This window comes from Cupriavidus sp. 09_S30 (assembly GCF_056930435.1).
In genome coordinates this window covers 3,171,371-3,195,300 of record NZ_JBXOWI010000001.1, presented here as the reverse complement: position 1 = coordinate 3,195,300, position 23,930 = coordinate 3,171,371, and the positions used below count along the sequence as shown (strand labels likewise).

The window sequence follows — 23,930 nt, the reverse complement described above, 5'->3', positions numbered from 1 at the left end:
ATCACCATGTCGCCGCGCATGCCCACGGCCGCTGAACTGGACGAAGCCGTCCGCCTGCTCGAGGCCGGCCAACTGGTCGCCTTTCCCACCGAGACCGTCTACGGCCTGGGCGCCGATGCCGAGAACCCGGAGGCGGTGGCGCGCATCTTTGCCGCCAAGGGACGCCCGTCCAACCATCCAGTGATCGTCCACGTGGTCGACGGCGCCGATATCAGCTACTGGGTCGATGAGGTGCCCGAGGCCGCGCGCAAGCTGATCGAAGCCTTCTGGCCCGGCCCGCTGACGCTGATCCTCAAGCGTGCCGCGCACATTCCCGCCGCCGTGGCCGGCGGCCAGGACAGCATCGGCCTGCGCTGTCCCTCGCACCCTGTGGCACAGGCGCTGCTGTCGCGCTTCAAGCGTGGCCGCGGCGGCATTGCGGCACCCTCGGCCAACAAGTTCGGCCAGGTCAGCCCGACCACCGCGCAGCATGTGCGCGACGAGTTCGGCGACAGCGTCTACGTGCTGGAAGGCGATGGCGTGGAAGTGGGCATCGAATCGACCATCGTCGACCTGTCGCGGCTGGACCAGGGCGTGGGGCCGGTGCTGTTGCGCCCGGGCGCGATCACGCCGGCGATGATGGCTGCCGTGCTGGGCACCGCGCCGCTGCCACCGGATGCCGCCGCGCCGCGCGCCTCGGGCACGCTGAAAGCGCACTACGCGCCGCGCACGCCGCTGTTCCTCGCCGATGCCAGCACGCTGGCGGAGCAACTGGCCGCGTTGCCTGCCGATGCGCGGATCGCCTGGGTGGGCAGTTCCGCGCCGGTTGATGCGCGCTGCACCTGGGTGCAGGCGCCGGCCGATCCCAAGGCCTACGCGCGCGAGCTGTATCGCTTGCTGCGGCGGCTGGATAAGGAAGGGTTTGTCCGCCTGGTCTTTGAACGCTTGCCCGAGGGGCATGAGTGGGACGGTGTGCGCGACCGCCTGCAGCGGGCGGCCGCGGCGTTCGAGTAGACGTTGCTGATATCGCATTGCCTATATCGCGTGAGGTGGCTGCATCGCATCCTTGCTCTGAGCGGTGTTGGCTGTTGCACCCAAAGGCCATACGACATCCCCCTTCGGGGGCTGCCGGTCACTTTTCTTTGCGTTCTGCAAAGAAAACTAACGAAAAGAAAGCAGACCCTGCCGGGGGCAGAGCAATAAGGCTCGCTTGGGTTATCGCCAGCTGAGGTGGGCGTGTCGCCTCTGCTGATCGCTGCCGCGTCCGGTGCTTAAAGTGGTCGACGCTGCCGATGCCGGGAGCATGGATTGCTGCGCCCCTGATGCCGGGCCGCGGTAGTAGTTCGACCATCCTGCCGTTACCGCGGCTGGCCGCCACTTCCTGCCGGTCGTGGCTGGTTTCGTGGTGGGCGTGCTGGCACGGGCTGCCGGCAGCCTTGCCAAGGCTGGCCCTTTCGTGAAACGGGCGGCTTGCGCCTTCTCGATTTGTAAAGCAAACCGGCGCGGCAGCGAAACCCGGCGCGCTTATCGAAGCCGACAGGATGCGCCAACACCGCTGGCCAAGCATAGTGTCTTGGCTCCCTCTCCCCTCATGGGGAGAGGGGTGGTCTAGCAAGGCGCCACGAACAACGAAGCCCTCGGTGTGGTCCAGCTTGCCGACGCAAAGACGAAGCCGTCGGTGTTATCCAGCACGTCGCCGTTTTCCAGCGCCCGCCCTCACCCCCGGCCCCTCTCCCGCAAGCGGGAGAGGGGAGCAAACCGACGCGGCGCGAAGCCCATCGCGCCAGCCGAAGCCGACAAGATGCGCCAACACCGCTGGCCAAGCATAGTGTCTTGACCCCCTCTCCCCTCATGGGTGTATGGACCGGGGACATAGGTGACACCTGTTCGGAGACATGGGTAACACATCTAGACTGGTTGGCAGTGCCTTTAAGGAGACCTGCCATGCCATGGAAGGAGGTGTCACGCATGGAACAACGCAGGGAATTGGTGATGCTAGCGAGCCAGCCTGGCGCGAACCGACGGGAGTTGGCCAGGCGCTGGGGCATCGCGGCCAAGACGCTCTACAAATGGCTGGAGCGGTATGCGCAGGATGGTGCTGACGGGCTGGCGGACCAGAGCCGGCGGCCGGCCGCGAGTCCGCGGCAGACGAGCACCGAGGTCGAGCAGCAGGTGCTGGCGCTGCGCGACGCGCATCCGTATTGGGGCGCGCGCAAGCTGGCGCGGCTGCTGCAGAACGCTGGATTGCCGTCGGTGCCGGCGCCGAGCACGGTGCACGAGATCCTGCGCCGCCATGGGCGGCTTGGCGAAGGGGCAGCGGGCGGCCAGCGGCCGTTCCAGCGTTTCGAGCATGATGCGCCCAATGCCTTGTGGCAGATGGATTTCAAGGGCTACGTGCTCAACGAGCACGGGCGCTGCCATCCGCTCACGGTGCTCGACGACCATTCGCGCTTCAACCTGTGCCTGGCCGCCTGCGCAGACCAGCGCAGCGACACGGTCAAGCCGCACCTGATCGCCGTATTCCGCCGCTACGGCCTGCCACGGCGCATGACGATGGACAATGGCCCACCCTGGGGCGGGGACCTCGACGGGCTGGGCTATACCGCGCTGACGGTCTGGCTGATGCAGTTGGGCATCGGGGTCAGTCATTCGCGACCGTATCATCCGCAGACGCAGGGCAAGGACGAGCGGTTTCACCGCACGCTCAAGGTCGAGCTGCTACAGCATCGGCGCTTTGTCGACAACGCACAGGCGCAGCGTGCCTTCAATCAATATCGCGAGGTGTACAACGGCAAGCGTCCTCATCAGGCGTTGGGCATGGCCGTGCCGCTGCAGCGCTATCGCGCCAGCGTCGTGGTGTATCCGGAAACGTTGCCTGCGGTGGAGTACTTGTCCTCAGACAAGGTCTATAAAGTCGACAGGTCCGCGCGCATCGAGGTGGGCCGCCAACGGTTGCGGATCGGCAAGGCCTTCATCGGCCAGCGCATTGCCTTGCGGCCCAAGGCGCAGGATGGCTGCTTTGGTGTGTGGTTCAGTCGGTTCGAGATCGGAGAAATTGATCTGCGCGCATCATGATGCGCGCAGATCACGTGTTACCTATGTCTCCGAACACTCGTTACCTATGTCCCCGGTCCATACAATGGGGAGAGGGCCGGGGTGAGGGGTGGTCTAGCAAGGCGCCACGTACAACGAAGCCGTCGGTGTGATCCAGCACGCCAGCGTCAGGACGAAGCCGTCGGTGTCATCCATCACCCCAACGCCAGCAAGCGCCAGCCTCCCTCCTACTTAGCCCCCCTGTACACCCACTGCATCAGCGCATCGTGCGCTTCCTGCGCGCGCGCGGCGTTGGGGTGGTTGATATAGGCGACCACCACATAGCGGTTGCCATCCAGCGCATCGACATAGCCCGCCAGCGCCCGCACGCCCTGCAGCGTGCCGGTCTTCAGGTAGGCGTTGCCCGCCGCGTTGGTGCGCGTCAGGCGATGGCGCAGCGTGCCGTCCACGCCCAGGATGGGCAGCGAGTCGATCAGCGCCGGCCCGACGTCGCTGGCCACGGCCTGCTGCAGCAGCCGTGCCATGTCGTAGGCGCTGATGCGTTCCTCGCGGGACAGCCCCGAGCCGTTGTCGAGCACCAGGTCAGGCATGTTCAGGCTCTGGCGTTGCAGCCAGCGCTGGATCACCTGTGCCGAGCGCGCGGTGTTGGCCGGGCCGCTGTGGTCCTGCTCGGCGCCGATGGTGAGGAAGAGCTGGCGCGCCATCACGTTGTTCGAGAACTTGTTGATGTCGCGCACGATGTCGGACAGCGGTGCGCTGTAGTGCCGCGCCAGCAGGTAGGCGCGCGGCGGCACCTTGCCCAGGCGCAGCGCGGGCGCATGGGCGAAGCGCCCACCGGCCCGCTGCCATTCCGCGACGAAGCCGCCCCAGGCGAAGTCGTTGTGCGAGAGCGCGGCGATATTGACCATGTGCTCCCCGCATTCCGCGGCATAGTTGCCGTCGAAGGTGGCCAGCACGGTGCCGTCCGCTTGCGATGAGAGCACGGGATCGGCGTGCGCGCCACCGTCACGGCACTTGCCGCGCGTGAGCGTCAGGCGGTTGTCGAGCTTGAGCTGCGCCAGCGCGGGCGTGACCGATACCGACACCGACTGCGTGGACGAGTCCGGCGAGACGGTGAAGGACAGGGTCTTGAAGGAATAAAGCAGCGCATCGGGCTGCACGTTGTAGGCGCGCAGGCTTTCGCCGTCGATGGTGCTGGTGTTGTCCAGCCCGCCGTCGAAGTAGCTGCGGTCCAGCACCAGGTCGCCGTTGATGGTGGTGGCGCCCGCGGTGCGGGCGCTGGCCACCAGCTTGGCCATCTCCTCCGGAACCAGCTTGGGATCGCCCCGCCCGCGCAGGTAGACGTTGCCATTGATCGTGCCGTTGGCGTCAGGCTGGTTGTCGGCATAGAGCGAGGTCTGCCAGCGGAAGCCTGGCCCCAGCAATTGCAGGCCGGCGAAGGTGGTCACCAGCTTCATGGTGGAGGCCGGGTTCATCGGCGCCTGCGCGTTCCAGCTGGCGATCGCCTGCGGCGCACCGACCTTGATCACATAGAAGCTGGCCGCCGAGGCCGGCACATTGGCGCGCGCCAGCGCGCTCACCACGCTGGCGGGCAGTCCGCCAAGGCGCTGCACGGGCTCGGCGTTCCTGGCATGGCTTTCGTGATGGGGCTTGGCGGCGCGCGCCTTGGCATCGGCGGCGGGGAGGTGGCCGGCGCACAACAGGGCGGCGGCGCAAAGCGGCAGCAGGCCGCGACGGAGCAGGAGAGGGCGGTTGGGCATGGTGCCGATGTTAACGCACGGCCGCCTGCATCCGGATGACGGCCGGCAGGCAGCGATGTGCCGTGCCGCGAGAAAAAAGTTGGCGCCGTGCCTGCCGGGCGGCTTGCGCGCCGCTTGGCATGGCAGGCATTGACCGATTTCAGTGATTCAGTGGACTAGGATTGCGCTGCCGGCGGCCCGAGCCGCGCCAGCAGTGCCTTGAGCGTGGCCTGTTCCTCGGGCGTGAGCTGTTGCGCGATGCGAGAGTCGTGCGCGCGCACCGCCTCGGTCACGGCGGCCAGCGTCTTGCGTCCGGTGTGGCTCAGTGCCAGGCTGTACGCGCGGCGGTCGGCCGGCGCGGGCCGCCGCTCGACCAGCTTCATCTCTTCGAGCGCGTCCACCAGCAGCACCGCGCCCGAACGCGCGATGCCCAGGATGCGCGCCAGGTCGGTCAGCTTCAGGTGCGGATTGCGCGCGATGATCACCAGGGCGGAGAAGCGCGGCGGCGTGATCTGCCACGGTGCCATCGATTGCACGAAGTCTTCGTAGATGCGGATCTGCGCGCGCCGGATGGCATAGCCGACCAGGCCGTCGAGCACGCCATAGTCGACGTCGGGCAGGTGCGGGTCGAAGCCGGCATCCTGCAGTGCCGGGTTCGGGGCGAGTGGATCGCGGTGGCCGTGCGGGCGTGGCGAAGCTGTCGTCATGATAAGCAGGTCGGTGCGGGACGCTGGGTCACGCAAAGTATCGCATGGCCGCCGGGAACGGGATCACGCGCGGTTCATGGCAGCAGTTTCCAGTTGCCGTTGTCGATGGTCAGCAGCACGCGGCCGCGCTGGTCGAAGCCGAAATGGTCCTGCGCGGTGTAGTTGAGCACGCCGTGCGAGACCACGATGTCGCGCTCGTGTTCCAGCGCATCCTTGAGCGCCTGGCGGAAGGCCGGCGTGCCAGGGCGCGCCTGCTTCAGCGCGACCGGCACGATCCGCTGCAGCACCAGGCCGGCGTCATAGGCGTGCGCGCCGAACTGGGTGCGGCTCTCGGCGCCGTATTGCTTCTCGTAGCGTCCCACGTAGTCCAGTCCCGCCGCCTTGGATGGCGTGCCGGCGGCGAGCTGCTCGGCCACGATGACCGGGCCGGCGGGCAGGATGGCGCCGTTGACCGCCTTGCCGCCGATGCGGATCAGGTCCTTGGTGGCCGCGCCATGCGTGTGGTAGACCGGGCCGTTCCAGCCGCGTTCGCGCAGCGCCGTATGCGGCAGGGCCGCGCCCGTGCCCGCGCCGGCGATCAGCACCGCGTCGGGGCGGGCGGCGATCAGCTTGAGCGTCTGCGCGGTCACGCTGCTGTCCGAGCGCGCGTAGCGCTCGGTAGCGACGATGCGGATGCCGTTGGCCGCCGCTGCCGCGCTGAATTCCTTGAGCCAGGTTTCGCCATAGGCGTCGGCGAAGCCGATGAAGCCCATGGTCTTCACACCGTTCTTACGCGCCGCGGCTGCCACTGCCTGCGCCATCAGCCCGGTGGGCTGTGCCAGCCGGTAGGTCCACTCGCCGTGGCCTGGCCGCAGCTCGATGGGCGAGAAGGCGAGCTGCACGGTCTTGCTCTCCTCTGCCACTTCGGCGATGGCGATCGATGGCGCCACGGCAGACGAGCCCAGGATGATGTCGACCTTGTCCTCGCTGACCAGGCGCCGCGCCAGCTTGGTGGCCTGCGTGGGGTCGGAGGCGTCGTCGAGCACCACGTAGCGCACCGCCTCGCCGCCGATGCGCTCGGGCAGCAGCGGCATGCTGTTGCGCTGGGGAATGCCCAGCGAGGCGGACGGGCCGGTGGCGGACAGGCTGACGCCGACCGTGACATCGGCCAGCGCGGCGCCGCAGGCAAGGCTGGCGGCGAGCGACAACAGCAGGTGGGCAAGGCGGGGGCGCGGCATGGGAGTCTCCTCGTTCGTGTTTTTAGTGTGGGTTGTCGGCGCGGCTGGCGGGCTAGCGGGCTAGGGGGCTAGCGTGCAGCGCCCTGCAAGGACTGCCGGTCAAAGCCGGCGAGCTGCTTATAGCGCAGCGCGATGGCTTCTAGCTCCGTGCGCGGGATCACGGCCTCGATGTCGGCGAAGCCGCGCGGCGCGCGTTCCTCGGCCAGCTGCATCACCTGCTCGGGGCCGTTGAGCCGGTTGCGCAGCACGATGCCGGCGGTGCGCGGCAGCCGTTCGGCCTCGTACTCGCGCAGCGCATAGGCGATGTCGCCGCTGCCGGCGAGGCAATCGACCAGGTGGCGCGCGTCCATGATGGCCTGGGCGCTGCCGTTCGAGCCGATCGGGTACATCGGGTGCGCGGCATCGCCCAGCAGCGTGACTCTGCCGAAGGTCCAGCGCGGCAGCGGGTCCTTGTCGACCATGGGGAACTCGTAGATGGCGGCGGCGCCGTCGATCAGGGCCGGGATGTCGATCCAGTCCCAGCGCCAGCCGGCGAAGGCCTCGCGGAACACGGACTTGTCGACCTCCTTGTTCCAGTCGCTGCGCGGCGGCGTATCGCTGACGTGGTCCGGCACGCGCAGTTCGGCGATCCAGTTGACCAGCGAGCGCCCCTGCCGGCGCAGCGGTTCGGAGATGGGGTAGGCGACGAACTTCTGGTCCTGGTGCCCGGCCATGAACATCGAGCGGCCGTCCAGGTAGGGCGCCGACTCGGTCACGGCGCGCCACAGCATGCGGCGCGAGAAGCGCGGCAGGTCGCCTTCGGGATAGAAATGCCGGCGCACCGCGGAATGGATGCCGTCGGCGCCGACCAGCACGTCGGCCTGTGCCATCACCTCGGCCTGGTCCGCGCGGCGGCGCAGGCGGAAGCTGGCCGGGCCGCCCGGGCCGCGGCGGCTTTCGCCGGTATCGACGACCGTTTCGAACACATGGCCGGTATGCACGCGGTCCGCGCCCAGCCGCTCCACCGCGGTCCGGTGCAGCAGCATCTGGAATTCGCCGCGATGGATGGAGAACTGCGGCCAGTCATAGCCGGCGGCGCGGCCGCGCGGCTCGTGCCAGATGCGCTGCCCGAGCTTGTTGTAGTAGGACAGCGAACTGGTCTCGACGGCGATCTCGGCGAGCGCATCCTGCAGGCCCAGTTCGGCCAGCTCGCGGACCGCGTGCGGCAGCAGGTTGATGCCCACGCCGAGCGGGCGCAGCGATTCGCTGGCTTCCCATACCTCGGCCTCGATGCCGCGGCGATGGCACATCAGCGCCAGCACCAGCCCGCCGATGCCGCCGCCTGCGATCGCGATCTTCATGATGTCTCCCCCTGCCCGGCGCGCCGGATGGCGGCGGGCGATGATCCGGTTGTCGAAATATTGTTATGCAGTATAACAATCGAATCGACAGCCGCAAGCCCGGGGACGATTGGGGGAAACCCGTGGCCGCGTCAGCCGAGCGCGGCGGTCTTGGCGGTCTTGGCGGCTTTGGTGGTCTTCGCGGCTTTGGTGCTTGCGGCGGGGGCGGTGGAGGCGGCGGCCACGGAATCCGCCTGGCCGCCGGACCCGGCGGCGTCCAGCGGGAACACATAGTCGTAGGCCAGGTTGTAGAAGAAGGCGTAGACCATGTAGAAGCCTGCCACCGCGATGTCCATCAGCAGCGCTTGCAGCAGGCTGATGCCCAGGTACCAGGAAACCGCGGGCAGGAAGACGACCAGCAGGCCCAGCTCGAAGAGGATGGCGTGCAGCACGCGCACCAGCGTCGATTTGCGCAGCTGCCCGGTCAGCCGCAGCATGGCCTTGTCGAACAGCACGTTGTAGACGTAGTTCCAGACCGCCGCGACGGCCGAGGCTACCACCGCCATCACGCCCATCTGGTGCAGGGCGTAGCCGAACACCCAGCTGCCCAGCGGGGCGAATATCACCAGGCCGATCAGCTCGAAGCCGATCGTGTGCCGGATCCTGTCCTTGGGGGTGCGCATCTTCATGGTCTTGTCTGCAGGGGTGCCGAAGGTGGGCAGTCTATCCAATGGGCCCTGACTATCAAGTTGGGTAATATCTGAAAAGCAGATAGATGAAGGGATAAGGTGATGCGTCTTTCACTCGACCAATTGCAGGCCTTCGTGGCCGCGGCCGATTGCGGCTCGTTTTCCGCCGCAGCGCGGCGCCTGGGCAAGGCGCAGTCGGTGGTCAGCACGGCGGTGTCCAACCTGGAGATCGACCTGGGCAACGCCCTGTTCGACCGCGCCGGCCGCTACCCCGCGCTGACGCCGGCCGGCGAGCGGCTGCTGGCGGAGGCGCGCGTGATCCTGGAGCGCTGCGAGCACTTCCGCGGCGTGGCTGCCAGCCTGGGCGAAGGCGTGGAGACGCGGCTGGTGCTGGCCGTCGACGAGCTCTATCCTGAGGAAACCCTGGGCGTGCTGCTGGAGGAGTTCTCCGCGCGCTTTCCCGCGGTCGAGCTGGAACTGCTGTTTCCGCTGATGGAGGACGTGAGCCGGCTGGTGATCGAGGGCGGGGCGGACCTGGGCATCATGTGGCGGCAGGAAGTGCTGCCGCCCGAGCTGGCTTTCCACGGCCTAGGATGGGTGCCGCTGCAGATCATCTGCGCGCCCGACCATCCGCTCGCCAGCCAGCGCGTGGGCTGGGAGGAACTCAAGCGCTACCGCCAGCTGATGGTGGCCACGCGCACGGCCAGCCAGGAGAAGATGCGGCTGCGCGTGGCTGCCGACGTCTGGTGGGTGGAGAGCCAGTGGGTCATCGTCGAACTGGTCAAGCGCGGGCTGGGCTGGGCCTTCGTGCCCTGGCACGTGGCGGCCAATTCGCCGGCGGCGGCGCAACTGGTGTCGCCCGCGCTGGATTTCGACGAGCGTGACTGGCCGGTGGCGCTGGAACTGGTCTGGCACAAGCAGCGGCCGCTGGGCAAGGCGGCGGCCTGGCTCAAGGAGCGCATCTGCCGCCAGCCCTTGCCCAGGCCGGCGCAGGCGCTGCGGCAGCCCCTCCCGGCCTGAGCGCCGGCCTGAGTGCGCCAGGCAGGATGCACAGCCCGCCGGCTACCAGACCCGTACCTTGATCTGAAATGACAGGCTGCCCGTGCCGGTCGCCCTGGTGCTCGGCACTACCACCAGGTTGACGCCGACGCGGCCGTATTCCACGCTGATCACCGGCAGGGCCATGGGGAACCAGCCGCCGTTCGCCACATCGGGATAGCCGCGTATTACCCCGGCCAACAGGCCCAGGCGGAACGGTCCCAGGTGCAGCGGCTGCCAGGCCAGCGCGGCGTAGGTCGACTGGTCGCGCATGCTGTTGTGATAGGTGCCCGCCACCAGCGTGAAGTCCTCGGTGAAGCGCCATGCCGCGCCGAACCCCCAGTTGTACGCGTTGAGCGTGTCCCTGTCCTCGAAGTGGTAAGACAGGAAGCCGGCATCGAGCCAGACCTGCTGCTGGAACGGCGGCTTGCCGGCGGGCGCGGCGGGCACGCTCGCGCCCTCATTGGCGCCCTCATTGGCGCTCTCATTGGCGACATCGTTGGCGACATCGTTGGCGACATCGTTGGCGACATCGCTGGCGACATCATCGGCGTGTGTACCCGTCTCGGGGGCGGCGGGCGCGTCGGCTGCCCATACCGCCTGTGCGTGCAGCGCGAGGCAGGCCGTCAGCGTGGCAAGCCAGGGGCGGACCGGTGCGTGGCCATGGCGGGTCCGCCGCGCGCACGCACGGGTGCCGCGTTCGCTGGAACGATCCATGACAGCTCTCTCCGTAGGCTGGAAAGCTGCGAATGCGGCCGGCTGCCACCTGGCTGCCGGCCGGGCTGGACGGGCTGGGCCGACCGGCTACGGGCTGATGGGTGTCATGGCTGGATCCCCCGGGGTCAGGTGGCCGGTGCGGGGTTGGGGCGCGTCTGTTGCGCGCCGGTCCCGGCAAGCGGCATCATTGCGTTCGCAAGGCCGGCATGCGCGGCGTGTGCGACGACGGCAGCATCGTTGCTGCCCGTATCTTCAGTGTCGGAGGCGACACCCGGCACCGCAATCCGCCGGATGTCTTAATGCCCTGGGTGCCCTTAGGCGCTTGTACTAAGCCGAAGAGCGGAGGGAGGGGGCAGCCGTGTGCGCCGGCGCACGCCGGTTGCGGCGGCTACGGTTCCAGGCCGATGCCGCGCGCCAGCACGCGGTAGCGCGCCACGCTTTCCCGCACATAGGCGCCTAGCGTGTCGCCATGGCGGTCGAAGGGGAAGAGGCCCGCTTGCTCGCGCAGCCTGGCGAACTCGGGGCTGGCCTGCAACCGCGCCAGCCTGTCGACCCAGCGGCGGTAGTCCGCCTCGGGCAGGCGCGGGCCCATGTAGACGCCGCGAGCGATCTGCCAGACGATGTCGTAGCCCTGTTCCCTGGCCGTCGGCACGGCGGCGAGCCGGCCCGGCAAGCGCGCTTCGGCCAGCACGGCGAGCAGCCGCACCTTGCCGGTGGCAAGCTGTGCCACCGCTTCCGAAGCGTCTCCCGAGACCACCTGCACGTAGCCGGCCCGCAGCGCGGTGAAGGCTTCGCCGCCGCCTTCGAAGCCGACGAAGCGGAAGCGCTTGAAATCGACGCCGGCCTCGCGTGCCACCAGTGCCGCTTTCATCCAGTCCTGGTTGCCGATGGTGCCGCCGGCGGCGAACACTACCTGGGCGGGATCGGACGAGAGCGCGCGCACCAGGTCGCGCAGCGAGTGGAAGGGGGAGTCGGCGCGCACGGCGATCACGCCATAGTCGGCACCCAGCGTGCCGACCCAGCGCACGTCATCCACCCCGTAGGTTCCGAACTTGCCTTGCGCCAGCGCCAGCAGCGAGCCGCCGGAGAAGGCCACGAGCGTGTCGGGCTCGGCGGCGCGCTGCGTGATCAGCGTGTTGTAGGCTACCGCGCCGATGCCCCCGGGCAGGTAGGTCACGTGCATGGGCGGCGACTGCGGCGCCATCTGCGGCACCACCAGCGGCAGGGCCGCGCGCACCAGCTTGCAGGTCAGGTCGAAGCCGCCGCCGGGTTTGGCCGGCACGATGCACTCGGGCACGCCCGCGGCGCCGGCCGCGTACAGCGGCAGCGCCGCGCAGGCGGCGAGCAGCAGGCGGGCGGCGCGCTGCAGCGCGCGGGGGAGGGCGTGGATCATCGGCGGTTTCCTTGCGGGTGCGGGGCAGATTCTAGCGAAGCCGGTTCTGGCGAAGCCGGTGCGCGCCGGCGTCGGTGCGAGAATAGCGCCTGGCGACGGCGCGCAAGCCACGTCGGTTGCGTGCGGGCCTGGGGCGGGCACAAGAACGGGCACAAGAAAAAAACGGGGGAGCGCTTGTCATGAGAGTACTGCTGGTCGAGGACCACGATGAACTCGCCACCTGGGTGGCGCAGGCGCTGCGCGCCCTGCATTTCACCGTGGAGCGCGCGGCCGACGCCGGCACTGCCGAGGCCCTGCTGTTCAGCATGCACGCGGGCGGCGGCATCGGCGCCTCCGGCGCGGGCAGCGACTATGCGCTCGTGCTGCTGGACCTGACGCTGCCCGATCGCGACGGCCTCGACCTGCTGGCCACGCTGCGCCGGCGCGGCTGCCGCGTGCCGGTGATGATCCTGACCGCGCGCGGCGAGGTGGGCGAGCGCGTGCGCGGCCTCGACCTCGGTGCCGACGACTACCTGGCCAAGCCCTTCGACCTGTCCGAGTTCGAGGCGCGCGTGAAGGCGCTGCTGCGCCGATCGCGCCAGACCGAGCTGCCGCAGGTGGCCTGCGGCGGACTGCGCTTCGACACCGTGGCGCGCAGCTTCAGCGTGCACGGCGAAGCGCTGCCGCTGACACCGCGCGAGCACGCCGTGCTCGAGGTGCTGATGAGCCCGCCGGGCCGTACCGCCAGCAAAGACAAGATCTTCGCCAGCATCTTCACCCTGGCCGAGGACACCCAGCCCGACGTGATCGAGGTCTACGTGCACCGCCTGCGGCGCAAGCTGGAAGGCTCGGGCGCGGCCATCGTGACCCTGCGCGGGCTGGGCTACCTGCTGGAGCCCGTCGGTGCCTGACGCCGCGGCCGCGCCGCGCGCCGGCGCCAGCCTGCGTGCGCGCTTGCTGTGGTGGCTGATTCCCCCGCTGCTGCTGCTGCAGGCCGCCTACGGCGTGGTGGCCTACCGCAAGGCACTGGCCTCGGCCGACCTCGCCTATGACCGCACGCTGCTGGCCTCGGCGCGCAATATCTCCGAGCGCATCTCGCTGACGCCGGCCGGCGTGCGCGTGGACGCGCCCTATATCTCGCTGGATACCTTCGAGGTCGGCATGAACGCCACCATGTACTACCGCGTCACCGGTGTGCATGGCGAGTTCGTCTCCGGCTATCGCGACCTGCCGCCCTATGACGCCGCACAGCCGCGCACCGCGCTCTACCCGGCCTTGGTGAGCTTCTACGATGCGCAATACCGTGGCCGGCCGGTGCGCGTGGCCGCCCTGCACCAGCCGGTGATGGATGCCACCGGCGCGCACGGCGGCATGGCCTTGATCGAGGTGGCCGAGACGGTGGGCTCGCGCCAGGCGTTGACCCGCAAGATCCTGCTGGAAGTGCTGTGGGGGCAGTTGATCCTGACGCTGGCGGCGACGCTGGTCATCTGGCTGTTCACCCGGCGCGCGCTGGCGCCGCTCGATGCGCTGCGCGATGCCGTGGCCGCGCGCCAGCCCGGTGCCACCACGCCGCTGTCGCTGGACGCTGCGCCGCGCGAAGCGCTCCCGCTGGTGCAGGCGATGAACGGCTATATGGGCCGCCTCGACCAGGCGCTGGCCGCGCAGCGGCGCTTCATCGCCGACGCCGCGCACCAGTTGCGCACGCCGGTGGCGGTGCTGCGCATGCAGGCACAGCTTGCGGCACGCGAGACGGATCCGGCCGAGCTGCGCCGCATCGCGCAAGGCCTGGCGGACAGCAGCGCGCGCATGGCGGCCCTGGCCGACCAGCTGCTGTCCACCGCGCGCGCCGCGCATGGCGGTGCCGCGCCGGCAGCGCCGCTGGACCTGAGCGTGCTGGCGCGTGAGGTCTGCGTGGAGTTGATGCCGGCGGCGCGCGCGCGGGGCATCGACCTGGGCCTGGAGGAGATGGGGCCGCAGATGGTGCTCGGCACCGAGCTGCTGCACGAACTGCTGGTCAACCTGGTGGACAACGCGCTGCGCTACACGCCGCGCGGCGGCACCGTGACCGTGCGCACGCGGGCGGAGGGTGCGGCGCGGGTCCTGGAGGTGGAGGACGACGGGCCCGGCATCCCCGAGCAGGAGCGCGCGGCGGTGCTTGAGCCCTTCCACCGGGGCAAGGGTGCAGGGCCGGGGGGCAGCGGCCTGGGCCTGACCATCGTGCGCGAGATCGCCGCGGCGCACGGTGCCGCGCTGGCGTTGCAGGCGGGCGCCGCGGGCGCGGGCCTGCGCGTGCGTGTGGTGTTCGCGGAGCCGGCGCCGGCCACCTGACGGCTGGCTTCGTAAGCCGCCTGCTGTGCCCGCGCGGGCAGGCCTAGCGCGATCGGCTGCCTGCGCCGGCATCGCGGCCGGCGGGCGTATCCTGCGCGACCGACTGCGTGGCGGCGCGCGCGGGCGCCCCGGACGGGGCTCCCCGGGAGACCGGTGCCGCCGGTGCCGCTGGTGCAGTCGGTGCCGCCAACGGCGTCCACGTGGGGACATCGACGGCAAGCGCGGCGCCGGCGCCCTGCGCCTTGTTCGCGGCGGGATTGCCGGGGGCGCCGGCCGCGCCGAGCGCCTCAGTAGGAGCGCCCAGTGTGGCATCCACCGGTTCCACGTGCCAGCCGCCGCCCAGCGCGCGCATCAGCACCACGCTCGAGGTGAACTGGCGTCCGTAGATGGTCAACGCCGTCACTTCGGCCGTGTAGGCGGTGGTCTGCGCCGTCAGCACGTCGAGCAGTGCGGCGGTGCCGGCGCGATAGCGGTTGTAGACCAGCGAGAGGGCTTCGCGCGCGGAGTACAGCGCATCGTTCTGCACCGTCGCTTCGTCTGTCAGCAGGCGCGCGGCGGCGAGGTTGTCCTCGACTTCCTGGAAGGCCGCCAGCACCGTCTGCCGGTAGTTGGCCACCGACTGGTCGTAGGCGGCCACAGCCTGTGCCTTGGCCCCGCTGCGCAGGCCGCCGTCGAACAGCGTGCCGGCCAGGGCCGGGCCGATTGACCAGACCCGGTCCGGCAGCGACACCCAACGCGCCAGCGTGGCCGCCGAGAGCCCCCCCGAGGCGGCAAGCGTCAGCGTGGGGTAGTAGGCGGCCTGCGCCACGCCGATCTGGGCGTTGGCCGCGGCCATCTGCCGTTCGGCGGTGGCGATGTCGGGGCGGCGCTCCAGCAGCGCCGAGGGCATCGCCAGCGGCACGTGCGGCACCTTGGCAGTGAAGTCGCGCGGGGCCAGCGAGAACTCGGCGGGCGGCTTGCCGATCAGGATGGCGATGGCGTGCTCAAGCTGCGCGCGCGTGATCTGGATGTCGATCTGCTGGGCCTGGGCGCTCTTGAGCTGGGTCGTCGACTGCAGCACGTCGGAGCGCTGGGCCGTGCCGACCGCGTACCGGTTCTCCACCAGTTGCAGCGAGCGGGCGTAGTCGCCCACGGTGCGGTCGAGCAATGCCTTCTGCTGGTCGGCGATGCGCAGCAGGAAATAGGTCTGCGCCAGCGTGGCCTGGGTCGACAGCAGGGTAGAGGCCAGCGTGGCCTGGCTTGCATGCGCGCTCGCATCGCTGCTTTCCACCTGGCGCCGCACCTTGCCCCACAGGTCGAGCTCCCAGCTCGCGGTCAGCGTGACGTTCTGGCTGTTGGCGATGCGCACGACGCCGCCCGTGGTCGTGCCGCTGCGGCCGCGGCTGGCGGATGCCGAGGCGTCCACCGTGGGATAGTAGCCCGCGCGCGCCTGTTGCAGCAGGGCCTGCGCCTGGCGGTACTGTGCCTCGGCGGCCTTGATGTTCTGGTTCGAGATCTGCACCTGCGACATCAGCGCGTCGAGCTCGGGATCCTGGTAGATCCCCCACCACTTGCCGCGTTCGCTGGCGTCCTGCGGATCGGCGGGCTTCCACTCGCCCCATTGTGTGCTGGGCGTGCCGGCGTCCGCGGCCGCGGACGCGGCTTCCTTGAAGGCGGGCGTCATCGGCGCGTCGGGCCGCTTGTAGTCGGGGCCGACCGCGCAGCCGCCCAGCAGCAGGGCGCAGGCCAGTGCCAGCGGGGCGTAGTGTCGGGAGGGACGGAAGATGGCGTTCATGTATCGCATTCAGGATTCGAGGCCGGCCGCGCGCGCGCCGGATCCGGCACGGCGGCGGCGCCAGGCTTGCACCTTGAGGCGCCAGCGGTCGAGCGTCAGGTAGACCACCGGCGTGGTGTACAGCGTCAGCAACTGGCTCATCACCAGGCCGCCGACGATGGAGATGCCCAGCGGCGAGCGCAGTTCCGCGCCGTCGCCGCGGCCCAGCGCCAGCGGCACTGCGCCCAGCAGCGCCGCCATCGTGGTCATCAGGATGGGGCGGAAGCGCAGCAGGCAGGCGCGGTAGATCGCCTCCTGCGGCGGCAGGCCCTCGCGGCGCTCCGCGTCGATAGCGAAGTCGATCATCATGATGGCGTTCTTCTTCACGATGCCGATCAGCAGGATCACGCCGATCAGGGCGATGATGGTGAAGTCCGTGCCGGTGGCCAGCAATGCCAGCAGCGCGCCCACGCCGGCGGACGGCAGCGTCGACAGGATGGTCAGGGGGTGCACGTAGCTCTCGTAGAGCATGCCCAGCACGATATAGATCGTGATCAGCGCCGCCAGGATCAGCAGCGGCTGGCTCTTGAGCGAGTCCTGGAAGGCGCGCGCGCTGCCCTGGAAGCTGGCGCGCAGCGTCTCGGGCGCGCCGATGCGCGCCATCGCCTGCTGCACCGCCTCGGTGGCCTGCGACAGCGAGAAGCCCTCGGCCAGGTTGAAGGAGATGGTGGAAGCGGCGAACTGGCCCTGGTGGTTCACGCCCAGGGGCGTGCTGGTCGGCTCCACGTGTGCGAAGGCCGACAGCGGCACGCGCCTGCCGCCGCCCACCACCACATAGATGTCTTTGAGCGCCTGCGGGCTCTGCAGATACTCCGGGCTCAGCTCCATCACCACGCGGTACTGGTTCAGCGGGTTGTAGATGGTGGCCACCTGGCGCTGGCCGAAGGCGTTGTTGAGCACGGCGTCGATCTGCTGCACGGTGACGCCCAGTCTGGAGGCCGCGTCGCGGTTGATGATAACCGAGGTCTGCAAGCCCTTGTCGTTGGTGTCGGTGTCGATATCTTCCAGGCCCTTGACGTTGGTCAGCGCGGCGCGCACCTTGGGCTCCCACTCACGCAGCACCTGCAGGTCGTCGGACTGCAGCGTGAACTGGTACTGCGAGCTGCTCTGGCGGCCGCCGATGCGGATGTCCTGCACCGACTGCAGGAACAGGGTCGCGCCCGGCTCCTTGGCCAGCTTGCCGCGCAGCCGCGCGATCACCTGGTCGGCCGTCTCCTTGCGCTCGGACAGCGGCTTGAGCGTGACGAACATCTGGCCGGTGTTGCGTTGCGAGCCGCCGGTGAAGCCGGTTACGTTGACCACGGCGGGGTCCGACCGCACGATGTGGATGAAGTTGTCCAGCTTGGTGCGCATGGCCTGGAAGGAGGTGGCCTGGTCGGCGCGGATGAAGCCGATCAGGCGCCCCGTGTCCTGCTGCGGGAAGAAGCCCTTGGGCACGACGGTGTAGAGCCACACGTTCAGGCCCACCGTGGCCAGCAGGATCAGCCACACCACCCTGCTGTGGCGCAGCGCCAGGTCCAGCGAGCGCGCATAGCCGCGGTGCAGCCAGTCGAACACACGCTCACTGGCGCGGAAGAAGCGCCCCTGCTTTTCGGGCTCGGCCGTCTTGAGCAGGCGCGAGCACATCATCGGCGTGGTCGTCAGCGAGACCACCAGCGAGACCAGGATCGCCACCGACAGCGTGATGGCGAATTCCTGGAACAGGCGGCCGACGATGCCGCCCATCATCAGCAGCGGGATGAACACGGCGATCAGCGACAGGCTCATCGACAGCACCGTGAAGCCCACCTCGCGCGCGCCGCGGAACGCCGCGGCCATCGGCTTCATGCCTTCCTCCACGTGGCGGGAGATGTTCTCGAGCACCACGATCGCGTCGTCCACCACGAAGCCGGTGGCGATGGTCAGCGCCATCAGCGAGAGATTGTTCAGGCTGAAGCCGGCCAGGTACATCACGGTGAAGGTGCCGATCAGCGACACCGGCACCGCCACGCTGGGGATCAGGGTGGCGCGCACATTGCGCAGGAACAGGAAGACCACCATGATGACCAGGCCCACCGAGATCATCAGCGTGTGCTCGACCTCGCGCAGCGAGGCGCGGATGGTGGGCGTGCGGTCCATCATCACGTCCATCTGGATGGCCGCCGGGATCATCTTCTGCAGTTGCGGCAGCGTTGCCGTGACGCGATCGACCGTCTCGATGATGTTGGCGCCGGGCGAGCGGAAGAGCACCAGCAGCACGGAAGGCTTGCCGTTGGCCGAGCCAGCATTGCGGATGTCTTCCACCGAGTCGATCACGTTCGCCACGTCGGACAGCCGCACCGGCACCGCGAAGGCATTGGGGCCCTTGCCGGAGGCATTGCCGCCGGTGGCGCCGGTGCTGATGGTGGTGGTGCCGCTGCTGGTGGTGATGGTGGTGATGGTGACGCCGTTGACGGTCTTGGTGCTGACCCCGCCGCCGGCGGTAGCGTTGGCCGTGCTGGCGATCAGCGCGCCGGCGGAGGTGGACGAAAAGGTGCCCGGCGTGGCGTAGCGGATGATCAGCGGCTCGTACTGGGCCGCCGTCTTGTTCTGGTCGTTGGCGTAGACCTGCCAGTTCTTGTCCCGGTTCTCGACTGTGCCGAGCGGCCGGTTGGCGTTGCTGGCGCTGATGGTCGTGCGCACATCCTCCAGCGAGATGCCGTACTTGTTCAGCGCGGTCGGATTCAGCTCGACGCGCACGGCCGGCAGCGAGGCGCCGCCCACCGTGACCTGGCCCACGCCCTCGATCTGCGACAGCTTCTGCGCCAGGATGCTGGAGGCCGCATCGTAGAGCTGGCCGCGCGTCATGGTCGGCGAGGTCAGGCCGATGATCATGATGGGCGCGTCGGCCGGGTTGACCTTGCGGTAGGTCGGGTTGTTCGGCAGGCTGGTGGGCAGCGTGCCGCGCGCGGCATTGATGGCCGCCTGCACGTCGCGTGCCGCGCCGTCGATATCGCGCGACAGGTCGAACTGCAGCGTCACCCGGGTCGAGCCCAGCGAGCTCGACGAGGTGATCTCGGTGACGCCGGCGATGGCCCCGAGCGCGCGCTCCAGCGGCGTGGCCACAGTGGCGGCCATGGTCTCCGGGCTGGCGCCAGGCAGCGTCGCCGACACCGAGATGGTGGGGAAGTCCACCTGCGGCAGCGGCGACACCGGCAGCATGCGCAGCGCCGCTATGCCGGCCAGCAGGATGCCCAGCGTCAGCAGTGCGGTGGCGACCGGCCGGCGGATGAAGAGCGCGGACAGGTTCATCGCGGCTCCACGGGCTCTGATATGCCGCCGCCCCAGCCGCCGTCGCCATCGTCATCGGGCTTGCCCGGGTCGCCGATATGGCGCTTGCGCCAATCCGCCAGCCGCTGCGCGATGCGGTCGAAGGCCAGGTAGATGACCGGCGTGGTGAACAGCGTCAACACCTGGCTCACCAGCAGGCCGCCGACCATGGTGATGCCCAGCGGACGGCGCAGTTCCGAGCCGATGCCGGTGCCCATCATCAGCGGCAGGGCGGCCAGCAGTGCCGACATGGTGGTCATCAGGATGGGCCGGAAGCGCAGCAGGCAGGCCTGGAAGATGGCGTCGCGCGGCTTCATGCCGCCTTCGCGCTCGGCCTCCAGCGCGAAGTCGATCATCATGATGGCGTTTTTCTTGACGATGCCGATCAGCAGGATGATGCCGATGATGGCGATGATGCCGAGGTCCTCGCCGGACACCAGCAGCGCCAGCAGCGCGCCCACGCCGGCCGAGGGCAGCGTGGAGAGGATGGTGACCGGGTGGATGGTGCTCTCGTACAGCACGCCGAGCACGATGTACATCGTCACCACGGCGGCGAGGATCAGCCACAGCGTGTTCGACAGCGAGGCGCGGAAGGCCAGCGCCGCACCCTGGAAGTCGGTCTGCATCGAGATCGGCAGGCCGATCTCCCGCTCGACCTGGCTGATCTTGTCGACCGCGGCGCCCAGCGACGTGCCCGGCGCCAGGTTGAAGGAGATGGTCGACGAGGGGAACTGGCCCTGGTGGTTGATCGCCAGCGGGCCGGTGCGCTCGCTGATGCGCGCCACCGAGCCCAGCGGCACCTGGCCGCCGGAAGAGGAGGGCAGGCGCAGCTCGGACAGCGATTGCGGCCCGGTACGGAAGTCCGGCATGGTCTCCAGCACCACGCGGTACTGGTTCGACTGCGTGAAGATGGTCGACACCAGGCGCTGGCCGTAGGCGCTGTACAGCGCGCTGTCGATCACCGCGGTGGTGATGCCGAAGCGGGCGGCGGCGTCGCGGTCGATCTCCACGTAGGCGCGCAGGCCGTTGATCTGCAGGTCGCTGGCGACGTCGCGCATTTCCGGCTCCTGCTTCAGGCGCTGGACCAGGCGCGGCACCCAGGTGGCCAGGTTGGCGGGATCGGGGTCCTGCACCGTGAACTGGTACTGCGTGCGCGCCACGCGGTCCTCGATGGTCAGGTCCTGCACCGGCTGCAGGTACAGGGACACGCCGCCCAGCTTCTCCACCGAGGCCTGCAGGCGGTGCGTGATGTCCTCGATGCTGTCGCTGCGCTGGTCCTTGGGCTTCAGGTTGATCAGCATGCGCCCGGCGTTGAGCGTGGCGTTGGTGCCGTCCACGCCGATAAAGGACGACAGGCTCTCGACCGCCGGGTCCTGCAGCACCACCTTGGCGATCGCCTCCTGCTTCTGCCCCATGGCTGTGAAGGAGGTGCTCTGCGAGGCCTCGGTGATGGCCTGGATCACGCCGGTGTCCTGCACCGGGAAGAAGCCCTTGGGCACCACCATATAGAGCAGCACGGTCAGCACCAGCGTGCCGATGGCCACCAGCAGCGTGGCCGTCTGGCGGTCGAGCACCCATTGGAGGGCGCGGCCGTAGCCGGCGATGACGCCGTCGAAGAAGCGGCCGCTGGCGCGGTGGAGGCGCGACAGCTTTTCTTCGGGAACGTGGTGCAGCAGGCGCGCGCACATCATCGGCGTGAGCGTCAGCGACACCACTGCGGAGATCAGGATCGACACCGCCAGCGTGATGGCGAACTCGCGGAACAGGCGGCCGACCACATCGCCCATGAACAGCAGCGGGATCAGCACGGCCACCAGCGAGAAGGTCAGCGAGATGATGGTGAAGCCGATCTGCTTGGAGCCCTTGAGCGCCGCGGCCATCGGCTTCTCGCCCTGCTCGATGTAGCGCATGATGTTCTCGATCATCACGATCGCATCGTCCACCACGAAGCCGGTGGCGATGGTCAGCGCCATCAAGGTCAGGTTGTTGATCGAGAAGCCGGCCAGGTACATCACGCCGAAGGTGCCCACCAGCGACAGCGGCACGGCCACGCCCGGGATGATGGTGGCCGGCACATTGCGCAGGAAGACGAAGATCACCATCACCACCAGCGCCACCGCCAGCAGCAGTTCGAACTCCACGTCGCGCACCGAGGCGCGGATGGTGGTGGTGCGGTCGGTCAGCAGTTGCACGTGCACGGCCGCCGGCAGCGATTTCTGCAGCTGCGGCAGCAGCGTCTTGATGCGGTCCACCACCTCGATCACGTTGGCGCCGGGCTGGCGCTGGATGTTCATGATGACGGCGGGCCTGTCGTTGGACCAGGCCGCCAGCCGGCTGTTTTCGGCGCCGTCGATGATGTTGGCGACGTCGGTGATGCGGATCGGCGCGCCGTTCTGGTAGCCGATGATGATCTGCTTGTACTCGTCGGCCGACTTGAGCTGGTCGTTGGCGTCGATGGTGGACGCCCGCGCGGGGCCGTCGAAGCTGCCCTTGGAGCCGTTGACGTTGGCGTTGCCGATGGCGGTGCGCAGGTCGTCGATCGACATGCCGAGCGAGGCCAGGGCGGTCGGGTTAGCCTGCACGCGCACCGCGGGGCGCTGGCCGCCGCTGAGCGTGACCAGGCCGACGCCCTGGACCTGGGAGATCTTCTGCGCCACACGCGTGTCCACCATGTCCTGCAGCTTGGGCAGCGGCAGCGTGTCGGAGGTGATGCCCAGCGTCAGGATGGGGGCGTCGGCCGGGTTGACCTTGCTGTAGACCGGCGGCATCGGCAGGTCGGCGGGCAGCAGGTTGCCGCCGGCATTGATGGCCGCCTGCACCTCTTGCTCGGCCACGTCGAGCGACAGCGTCAGCTCGAACTGCAGCGTGATCACCGAGGCGCCGCCCGACGAGGTGGACGACATCTGCTTGAGCCCGGGCATCTGGCCGAACTGGCGCTCCAGCGGCGCGGTGATCGACGACGTCATGACGTCGGGGCTCGCGCCGGGATAGAGCGTGGTGACCTGGATGGTGGGGTAGTCCACCTCCGGCAGCGCCGACAGCGGCAGCAGCTTGAAGGCCACCAGGCCGGACAGCAGGATGGCGAGCATCAGCAGCGCGGTGGCTACCGGGCGCTCGATGAACAGGCGTGAGGGGTTCATGCGTGATCCTTACTGGCGTGCAGCCGCGGCGTCGCCGCGCGCTGCCGCGGCACCGCTGGCCGCGCCGTCGGCGCCGCGTCGCCGTTGCCCGCCCTCGCCACCGGGCGCGCTGGCACCGTTCGCACCGGCAGCCGCGGCGGCGCCGCTGGCGCCACCTCCGGCGCCGTCGCGGCGGTGGCGGCGTCCGCGCGGCTGGCTGGCCGGCACCAGTTCGGCGGCGCGTGCCGCCGGGTCCACCGTCACCACCGTCATGCCTTCCTTGAGCCGGTCGGCGCCATCGACCACCACGCGCTGGCCGGGCCGCAGCCCCTGGGAGATCGACACGTGGCTCTCGTCGCCCGGGCCCAGCGTGACGGTCTGCACCTTGACCTGGTTGTTGCTGTCGACCACATAGACGAAGGTGCCTTGCTGTCCACGCTGCACAGCAGCGACCGGGATCACGGTGGCGTCCTTGAGCGTGTCCACGCGCGTGCGCACATTGACGAACTGGTTGGGGAAGAGCAGGCCGTCGGTATTGGGGAAGATGGCCTTGAGCTTGACCGTGCCGGTGGTCGTGTCGATCTGGTTGTCGGTGGTCAGCAGCTCGCCTTCGGCCAGCTGGTTGCGCGCCTGGCGGTCCAGCGCCACCACGGGCAGCTTTTCGCCGGCGTTCAGGCGCTTGAGCACCGACGGCAGGTTGTCCTCGGGAATGGTGTACAGCACGGCGATGGGCGAGATCTGGGTGATCAGCGCGATGCCGTTGGTGTCGGTGGTGTTGACGATATTGCCCGGATCGACCTGGCGCAGGCCGATACGTCCGGAAACCGGCGCCAGCACGCGCGTGTAGCCGAGCTGCAGGCGAGCATTGTCCACATTGGCCTGGTCGGTCTTGACCGTGCCCTCGTACTGGCGCACCAGTGCATCCTGCGTGTCGACCTGCTGGCTGGAGATCGAGTCCTGGGACAGCAGGGTACGGTAGCGCTTCTGGTCCAGGCGCGCGTTCTCCAGCAGCGCGCGGTCGCGCGCCAGCGTGCCCACGGCCTGGTCGAGCGCGGCCTGGAAGGGGCGCGGGTCGATCTCGGCGAGCACGTCGCCGGCCTTGACCATCTGGCCTTCCTTGAACAGCACCCGCAGCAACGGGCCGGACACCTGGACGCGCACGGTCACATTGGCGACCGGGGTGACGTTGCCGAGGCCGTTCAGGACGACGTGCATGTCGCGCTGGATGACGCGGCTGACCACCACCGGCGAGCGCGGCATGCCCGCGCCCGGCCCGCCGGGGCCACCCCTGCCGCCCGCGGCCGCGGATGCGCCGGGTGCGCCACGTCCTGCGGCGGCCGCCGCGGGCGCGTCGGCCGAGGCGGCGCTGCGGTGCTTGTGCCAGTACCAGCCGCCTCCCGCCAGCACCACAAGCACGACGGCTGCGATCAGCTTGCGGCGTGGCGAGCGGGCATGCTGCCCGGAGCCTGCCGGAGGCGGATTGAGCGACGGATCTTGTTCAGGGTGGGCCATGACCGGGTTCCAGGGGGCGATGCGCCTTGCGCATCGGCA

Annotated in this window: 16 protein-coding genes; 5 read left to right on the top strand and 11 right to left on the bottom strand. The window is 69.3% G+C overall.

Features of this window, described 5'->3' with window-relative positions; all coding sequences use genetic code 11:
* Positions 1 to 6: 6 nt before the first annotated feature.
* The gene (locus AC1Z3O_RS14970; RefSeq protein ID WP_483516485.1) at positions 7 to 993 is read left to right on the top strand and encodes an L-threonylcarbamoyladenylate synthase; all 987 of its coding nucleotides are present in this window, start codon (positions 7 to 9) and stop codon (positions 991 to 993) included.
* A gap of 930 nt (positions 994 to 1,923) precedes the next feature.
* Positions 1,924 to 3,054: an IS481 family transposase gene (locus tag AC1Z3O_RS14965; protein WP_483515947.1), complete on the top strand. Its 1,131-nt coding sequence runs from the start codon at positions 1,924 to 1,926 to the stop codon at positions 3,052 to 3,054.
* 206 nt (positions 3,055 to 3,260) lie between these two features.
* Here the strand turns inward: AC1Z3O_RS14965 and dacB are convergent, their stop codons facing one another.
* From dacB to AC1Z3O_RS14940, 5 genes are all read right to left on the bottom strand, one after another.
* A complete protein-coding gene (dacB, locus tag AC1Z3O_RS14960) occupies positions 3,261 to 4,793 on the bottom strand; it encodes a D-alanyl-D-alanine carboxypeptidase/D-alanyl-D-alanine endopeptidase (protein WP_483516484.1) in 1,533 nt (510 codons plus the stop codon).
* A 155-nt stretch (positions 4,794 to 4,948) separates the two neighbouring features.
* Positions 4,949 to 5,479, bottom strand: a complete 531-nt coding sequence (locus AC1Z3O_RS14955; RefSeq protein WP_483516483.1) for a MarR family winged helix-turn-helix transcriptional regulator — start codon at positions 5,477 to 5,479, stop codon at positions 4,949 to 4,951.
* Between the two features lie 74 nt (positions 5,480 to 5,553).
* The gene (locus tag AC1Z3O_RS14950) at positions 5,554 to 6,696 is read right to left on the bottom strand and encodes an ABC transporter substrate-binding protein (protein WP_483516482.1); all 1,143 of its coding nucleotides are present in this window, start codon (positions 6,694 to 6,696) and stop codon (positions 5,554 to 5,556) included.
* A 68-nt stretch (positions 6,697 to 6,764) separates the two neighbouring features.
* Positions 6,765 to 8,036, bottom strand: a complete 1,272-nt coding sequence (locus AC1Z3O_RS14945; RefSeq protein WP_483516481.1) for a flavin-dependent oxidoreductase — start codon at positions 8,034 to 8,036, stop codon at positions 6,765 to 6,767.
* Positions 8,037 to 8,167: 131 nt separating this feature from the next.
* A complete protein-coding gene (locus AC1Z3O_RS14940; RefSeq protein WP_483517615.1) occupies positions 8,168 to 8,698 on the bottom strand; it encodes a PACE efflux transporter in 531 nt (176 codons plus the stop codon).
* Between the two features lie 108 nt (positions 8,699 to 8,806).
* Between AC1Z3O_RS14940 and AC1Z3O_RS14935 the strand changes: the two genes are divergently transcribed.
* Positions 8,807 to 9,724: a LysR family transcriptional regulator gene (locus AC1Z3O_RS14935; RefSeq protein ID WP_483516480.1), complete on the top strand. Its 918-nt coding sequence runs from the start codon at positions 8,807 to 8,809 to the stop codon at positions 9,722 to 9,724.
* 42 nt (positions 9,725 to 9,766) lie between these two features.
* On the opposite strand, the gene AC1Z3O_RS14930 is transcribed toward AC1Z3O_RS14935, so the two are convergent.
* Both AC1Z3O_RS14930 and AC1Z3O_RS14925 read right to left on the bottom strand, forming a co-directional pair.
* The gene (locus AC1Z3O_RS14930) at positions 9,767 to 10,459 is read right to left on the bottom strand and encodes a hypothetical protein (protein ID WP_483516479.1); all 693 of its coding nucleotides are present in this window, start codon (positions 10,457 to 10,459) and stop codon (positions 9,767 to 9,769) included.
* A 388-nt stretch (positions 10,460 to 10,847) separates the two neighbouring features.
* Positions 10,848 to 11,852 carry a tripartite tricarboxylate transporter substrate binding protein gene (locus tag AC1Z3O_RS14925; RefSeq protein WP_483516478.1) on the bottom strand — a complete coding sequence of 335 codons (1,005 nt, stop codon included), beginning with the start codon at positions 11,850 to 11,852 and terminating at the stop codon, positions 10,848 to 10,850.
* Between the two features lie 179 nt (positions 11,853 to 12,031).
* On the opposite strand from AC1Z3O_RS14925, the gene AC1Z3O_RS14920 reads away from it, so the two are divergent.
* Both AC1Z3O_RS14920 and AC1Z3O_RS14915 read left to right on the top strand, forming a co-directional pair.
* Positions 12,032 to 12,742: a response regulator gene (locus AC1Z3O_RS14920; protein WP_483516477.1), complete on the top strand. Its 711-nt coding sequence runs from the start codon at positions 12,032 to 12,034 to the stop codon at positions 12,740 to 12,742.
* Positions 12,735 to 14,159, top strand: a complete 1,425-nt coding sequence (locus AC1Z3O_RS14915) for a sensor histidine kinase (protein WP_483516476.1) — start codon at positions 12,735 to 12,737, stop codon at positions 14,157 to 14,159. Before AC1Z3O_RS14920 ends, AC1Z3O_RS14915 begins: the two co-directional genes overlap by 8 nt.
* Positions 14,160 to 14,202: 43 nt before the next feature.
* Here AC1Z3O_RS14915 and AC1Z3O_RS14910 read toward each other — a convergent pair whose 3' ends face one another.
* The 4 genes from AC1Z3O_RS14910 to AC1Z3O_RS14895 are packed head-to-tail and all read right to left on the bottom strand — an operon-like array spanning position 14,203 to position 23,891.
* Positions 14,203 to 15,933 (bottom strand): efflux transporter outer membrane subunit, encoded by a 1,731-nt coding sequence (locus tag AC1Z3O_RS14910; protein ID WP_483516475.1) that lies wholly within the window; start codon positions 15,931 to 15,933, stop codon positions 14,203 to 14,205.
* A 9-nt stretch (positions 15,934 to 15,942) separates the two neighbouring features.
* Positions 15,943 to 19,242, bottom strand: a complete 3,300-nt coding sequence (locus AC1Z3O_RS14905) for an efflux RND transporter permease subunit (RefSeq protein WP_483516474.1) — start codon at positions 19,240 to 19,242, stop codon at positions 15,943 to 15,945.
* Positions 19,239 to 22,400: an MdtB/MuxB family multidrug efflux RND transporter permease subunit gene (locus AC1Z3O_RS14900; RefSeq protein ID WP_483516473.1), complete on the bottom strand. Its 3,162-nt coding sequence runs from the start codon at positions 22,398 to 22,400 to the stop codon at positions 19,239 to 19,241. Before AC1Z3O_RS14900 ends, AC1Z3O_RS14905 begins: the two co-directional genes overlap by 4 nt.
* A 9-nt stretch (positions 22,401 to 22,409) precedes the next feature.
* Positions 22,410 to 23,891, bottom strand: a complete 1,482-nt coding sequence (locus AC1Z3O_RS14895; protein WP_483516472.1) for an MdtA/MuxA family multidrug efflux RND transporter periplasmic adaptor subunit — start codon at positions 23,889 to 23,891, stop codon at positions 22,410 to 22,412.
* Between the last annotated feature and the right edge of the window lie 39 nt (positions 23,892 to 23,930).

Excerpts from the sequence above, each read along its gene's own strand:
- AC1Z3O_RS14970 (WP_483516485.1), top strand. The coding sequence starts at position 7 with ATGTCGCCGCGCATGCCCACGGCCGCTGAACTGGACGAAGCCGTCCGC.
- AC1Z3O_RS14935 (WP_483516480.1), top strand. The coding sequence starts at position 8,807 with ATGCGTCTTTCACTCGACCAATTGCAGGCCTTCGTGGCCGCGGCCGAT.
- AC1Z3O_RS14910 (WP_483516475.1), bottom strand. The coding sequence starts at position 15,933 with ATGAACGCCATCTTCCGTCCCTCCCGACACTACGCCCCGCTGGCACTG.
- AC1Z3O_RS14895 (WP_483516472.1), bottom strand. The coding sequence starts at position 23,891 with ATGGCCCACCCTGAACAAGATCCGTCGCTCAATCCGCCTCCGGCAGGC.
- AC1Z3O_RS14940 (WP_483517615.1), bottom strand. The coding sequence starts at position 8,698 with ATGCGCACCCCCAAGGACAGGATCCGGCACACGATCGGCTTCGAGCTG.
- dacB (WP_483516484.1), bottom strand. The coding sequence starts at position 4,793 with ATGCCCAACCGCCCTCTCCTGCTCCGTCGCGGCCTGCTGCCGCTTTGC.
- AC1Z3O_RS14965 (WP_483515947.1), top strand. The coding sequence starts at position 1,924 with ATGCCATGGAAGGAGGTGTCACGCATGGAACAACGCAGGGAATTGGTG.
- AC1Z3O_RS14945 (WP_483516481.1), bottom strand. The coding sequence starts at position 8,036 with ATGAAGATCGCGATCGCAGGCGGCGGCATCGGCGGGCTGGTGCTGGCG.
- AC1Z3O_RS14920 (WP_483516477.1), top strand. The coding sequence starts at position 12,032 with ATGAGAGTACTGCTGGTCGAGGACCACGATGAACTCGCCACCTGGGTG.
- AC1Z3O_RS14955 (WP_483516483.1), bottom strand. The coding sequence starts at position 5,479 with ATGACGACAGCTTCGCCACGCCCGCACGGCCACCGCGATCCACTCGCC.
- AC1Z3O_RS14930 (WP_483516479.1), bottom strand. The coding sequence starts at position 10,459 with ATGGATCGTTCCAGCGAACGCGGCACCCGTGCGTGCGCGCGGCGGACC.
- AC1Z3O_RS14905 (WP_483516474.1), bottom strand. The coding sequence starts at position 19,242 with ATGAACCTGTCCGCGCTCTTCATCCGCCGGCCGGTCGCCACCGCACTG.
- AC1Z3O_RS14950 (WP_483516482.1), bottom strand. The coding sequence starts at position 6,696 with ATGCCGCGCCCCCGCCTTGCCCACCTGCTGTTGTCGCTCGCCGCCAGC.
- AC1Z3O_RS14900 (WP_483516473.1), bottom strand. The coding sequence starts at position 22,400 with ATGAACCCCTCACGCCTGTTCATCGAGCGCCCGGTAGCCACCGCGCTG.
- AC1Z3O_RS14925 (WP_483516478.1), bottom strand. The coding sequence starts at position 11,852 with ATGATCCACGCCCTCCCCCGCGCGCTGCAGCGCGCCGCCCGCCTGCTG.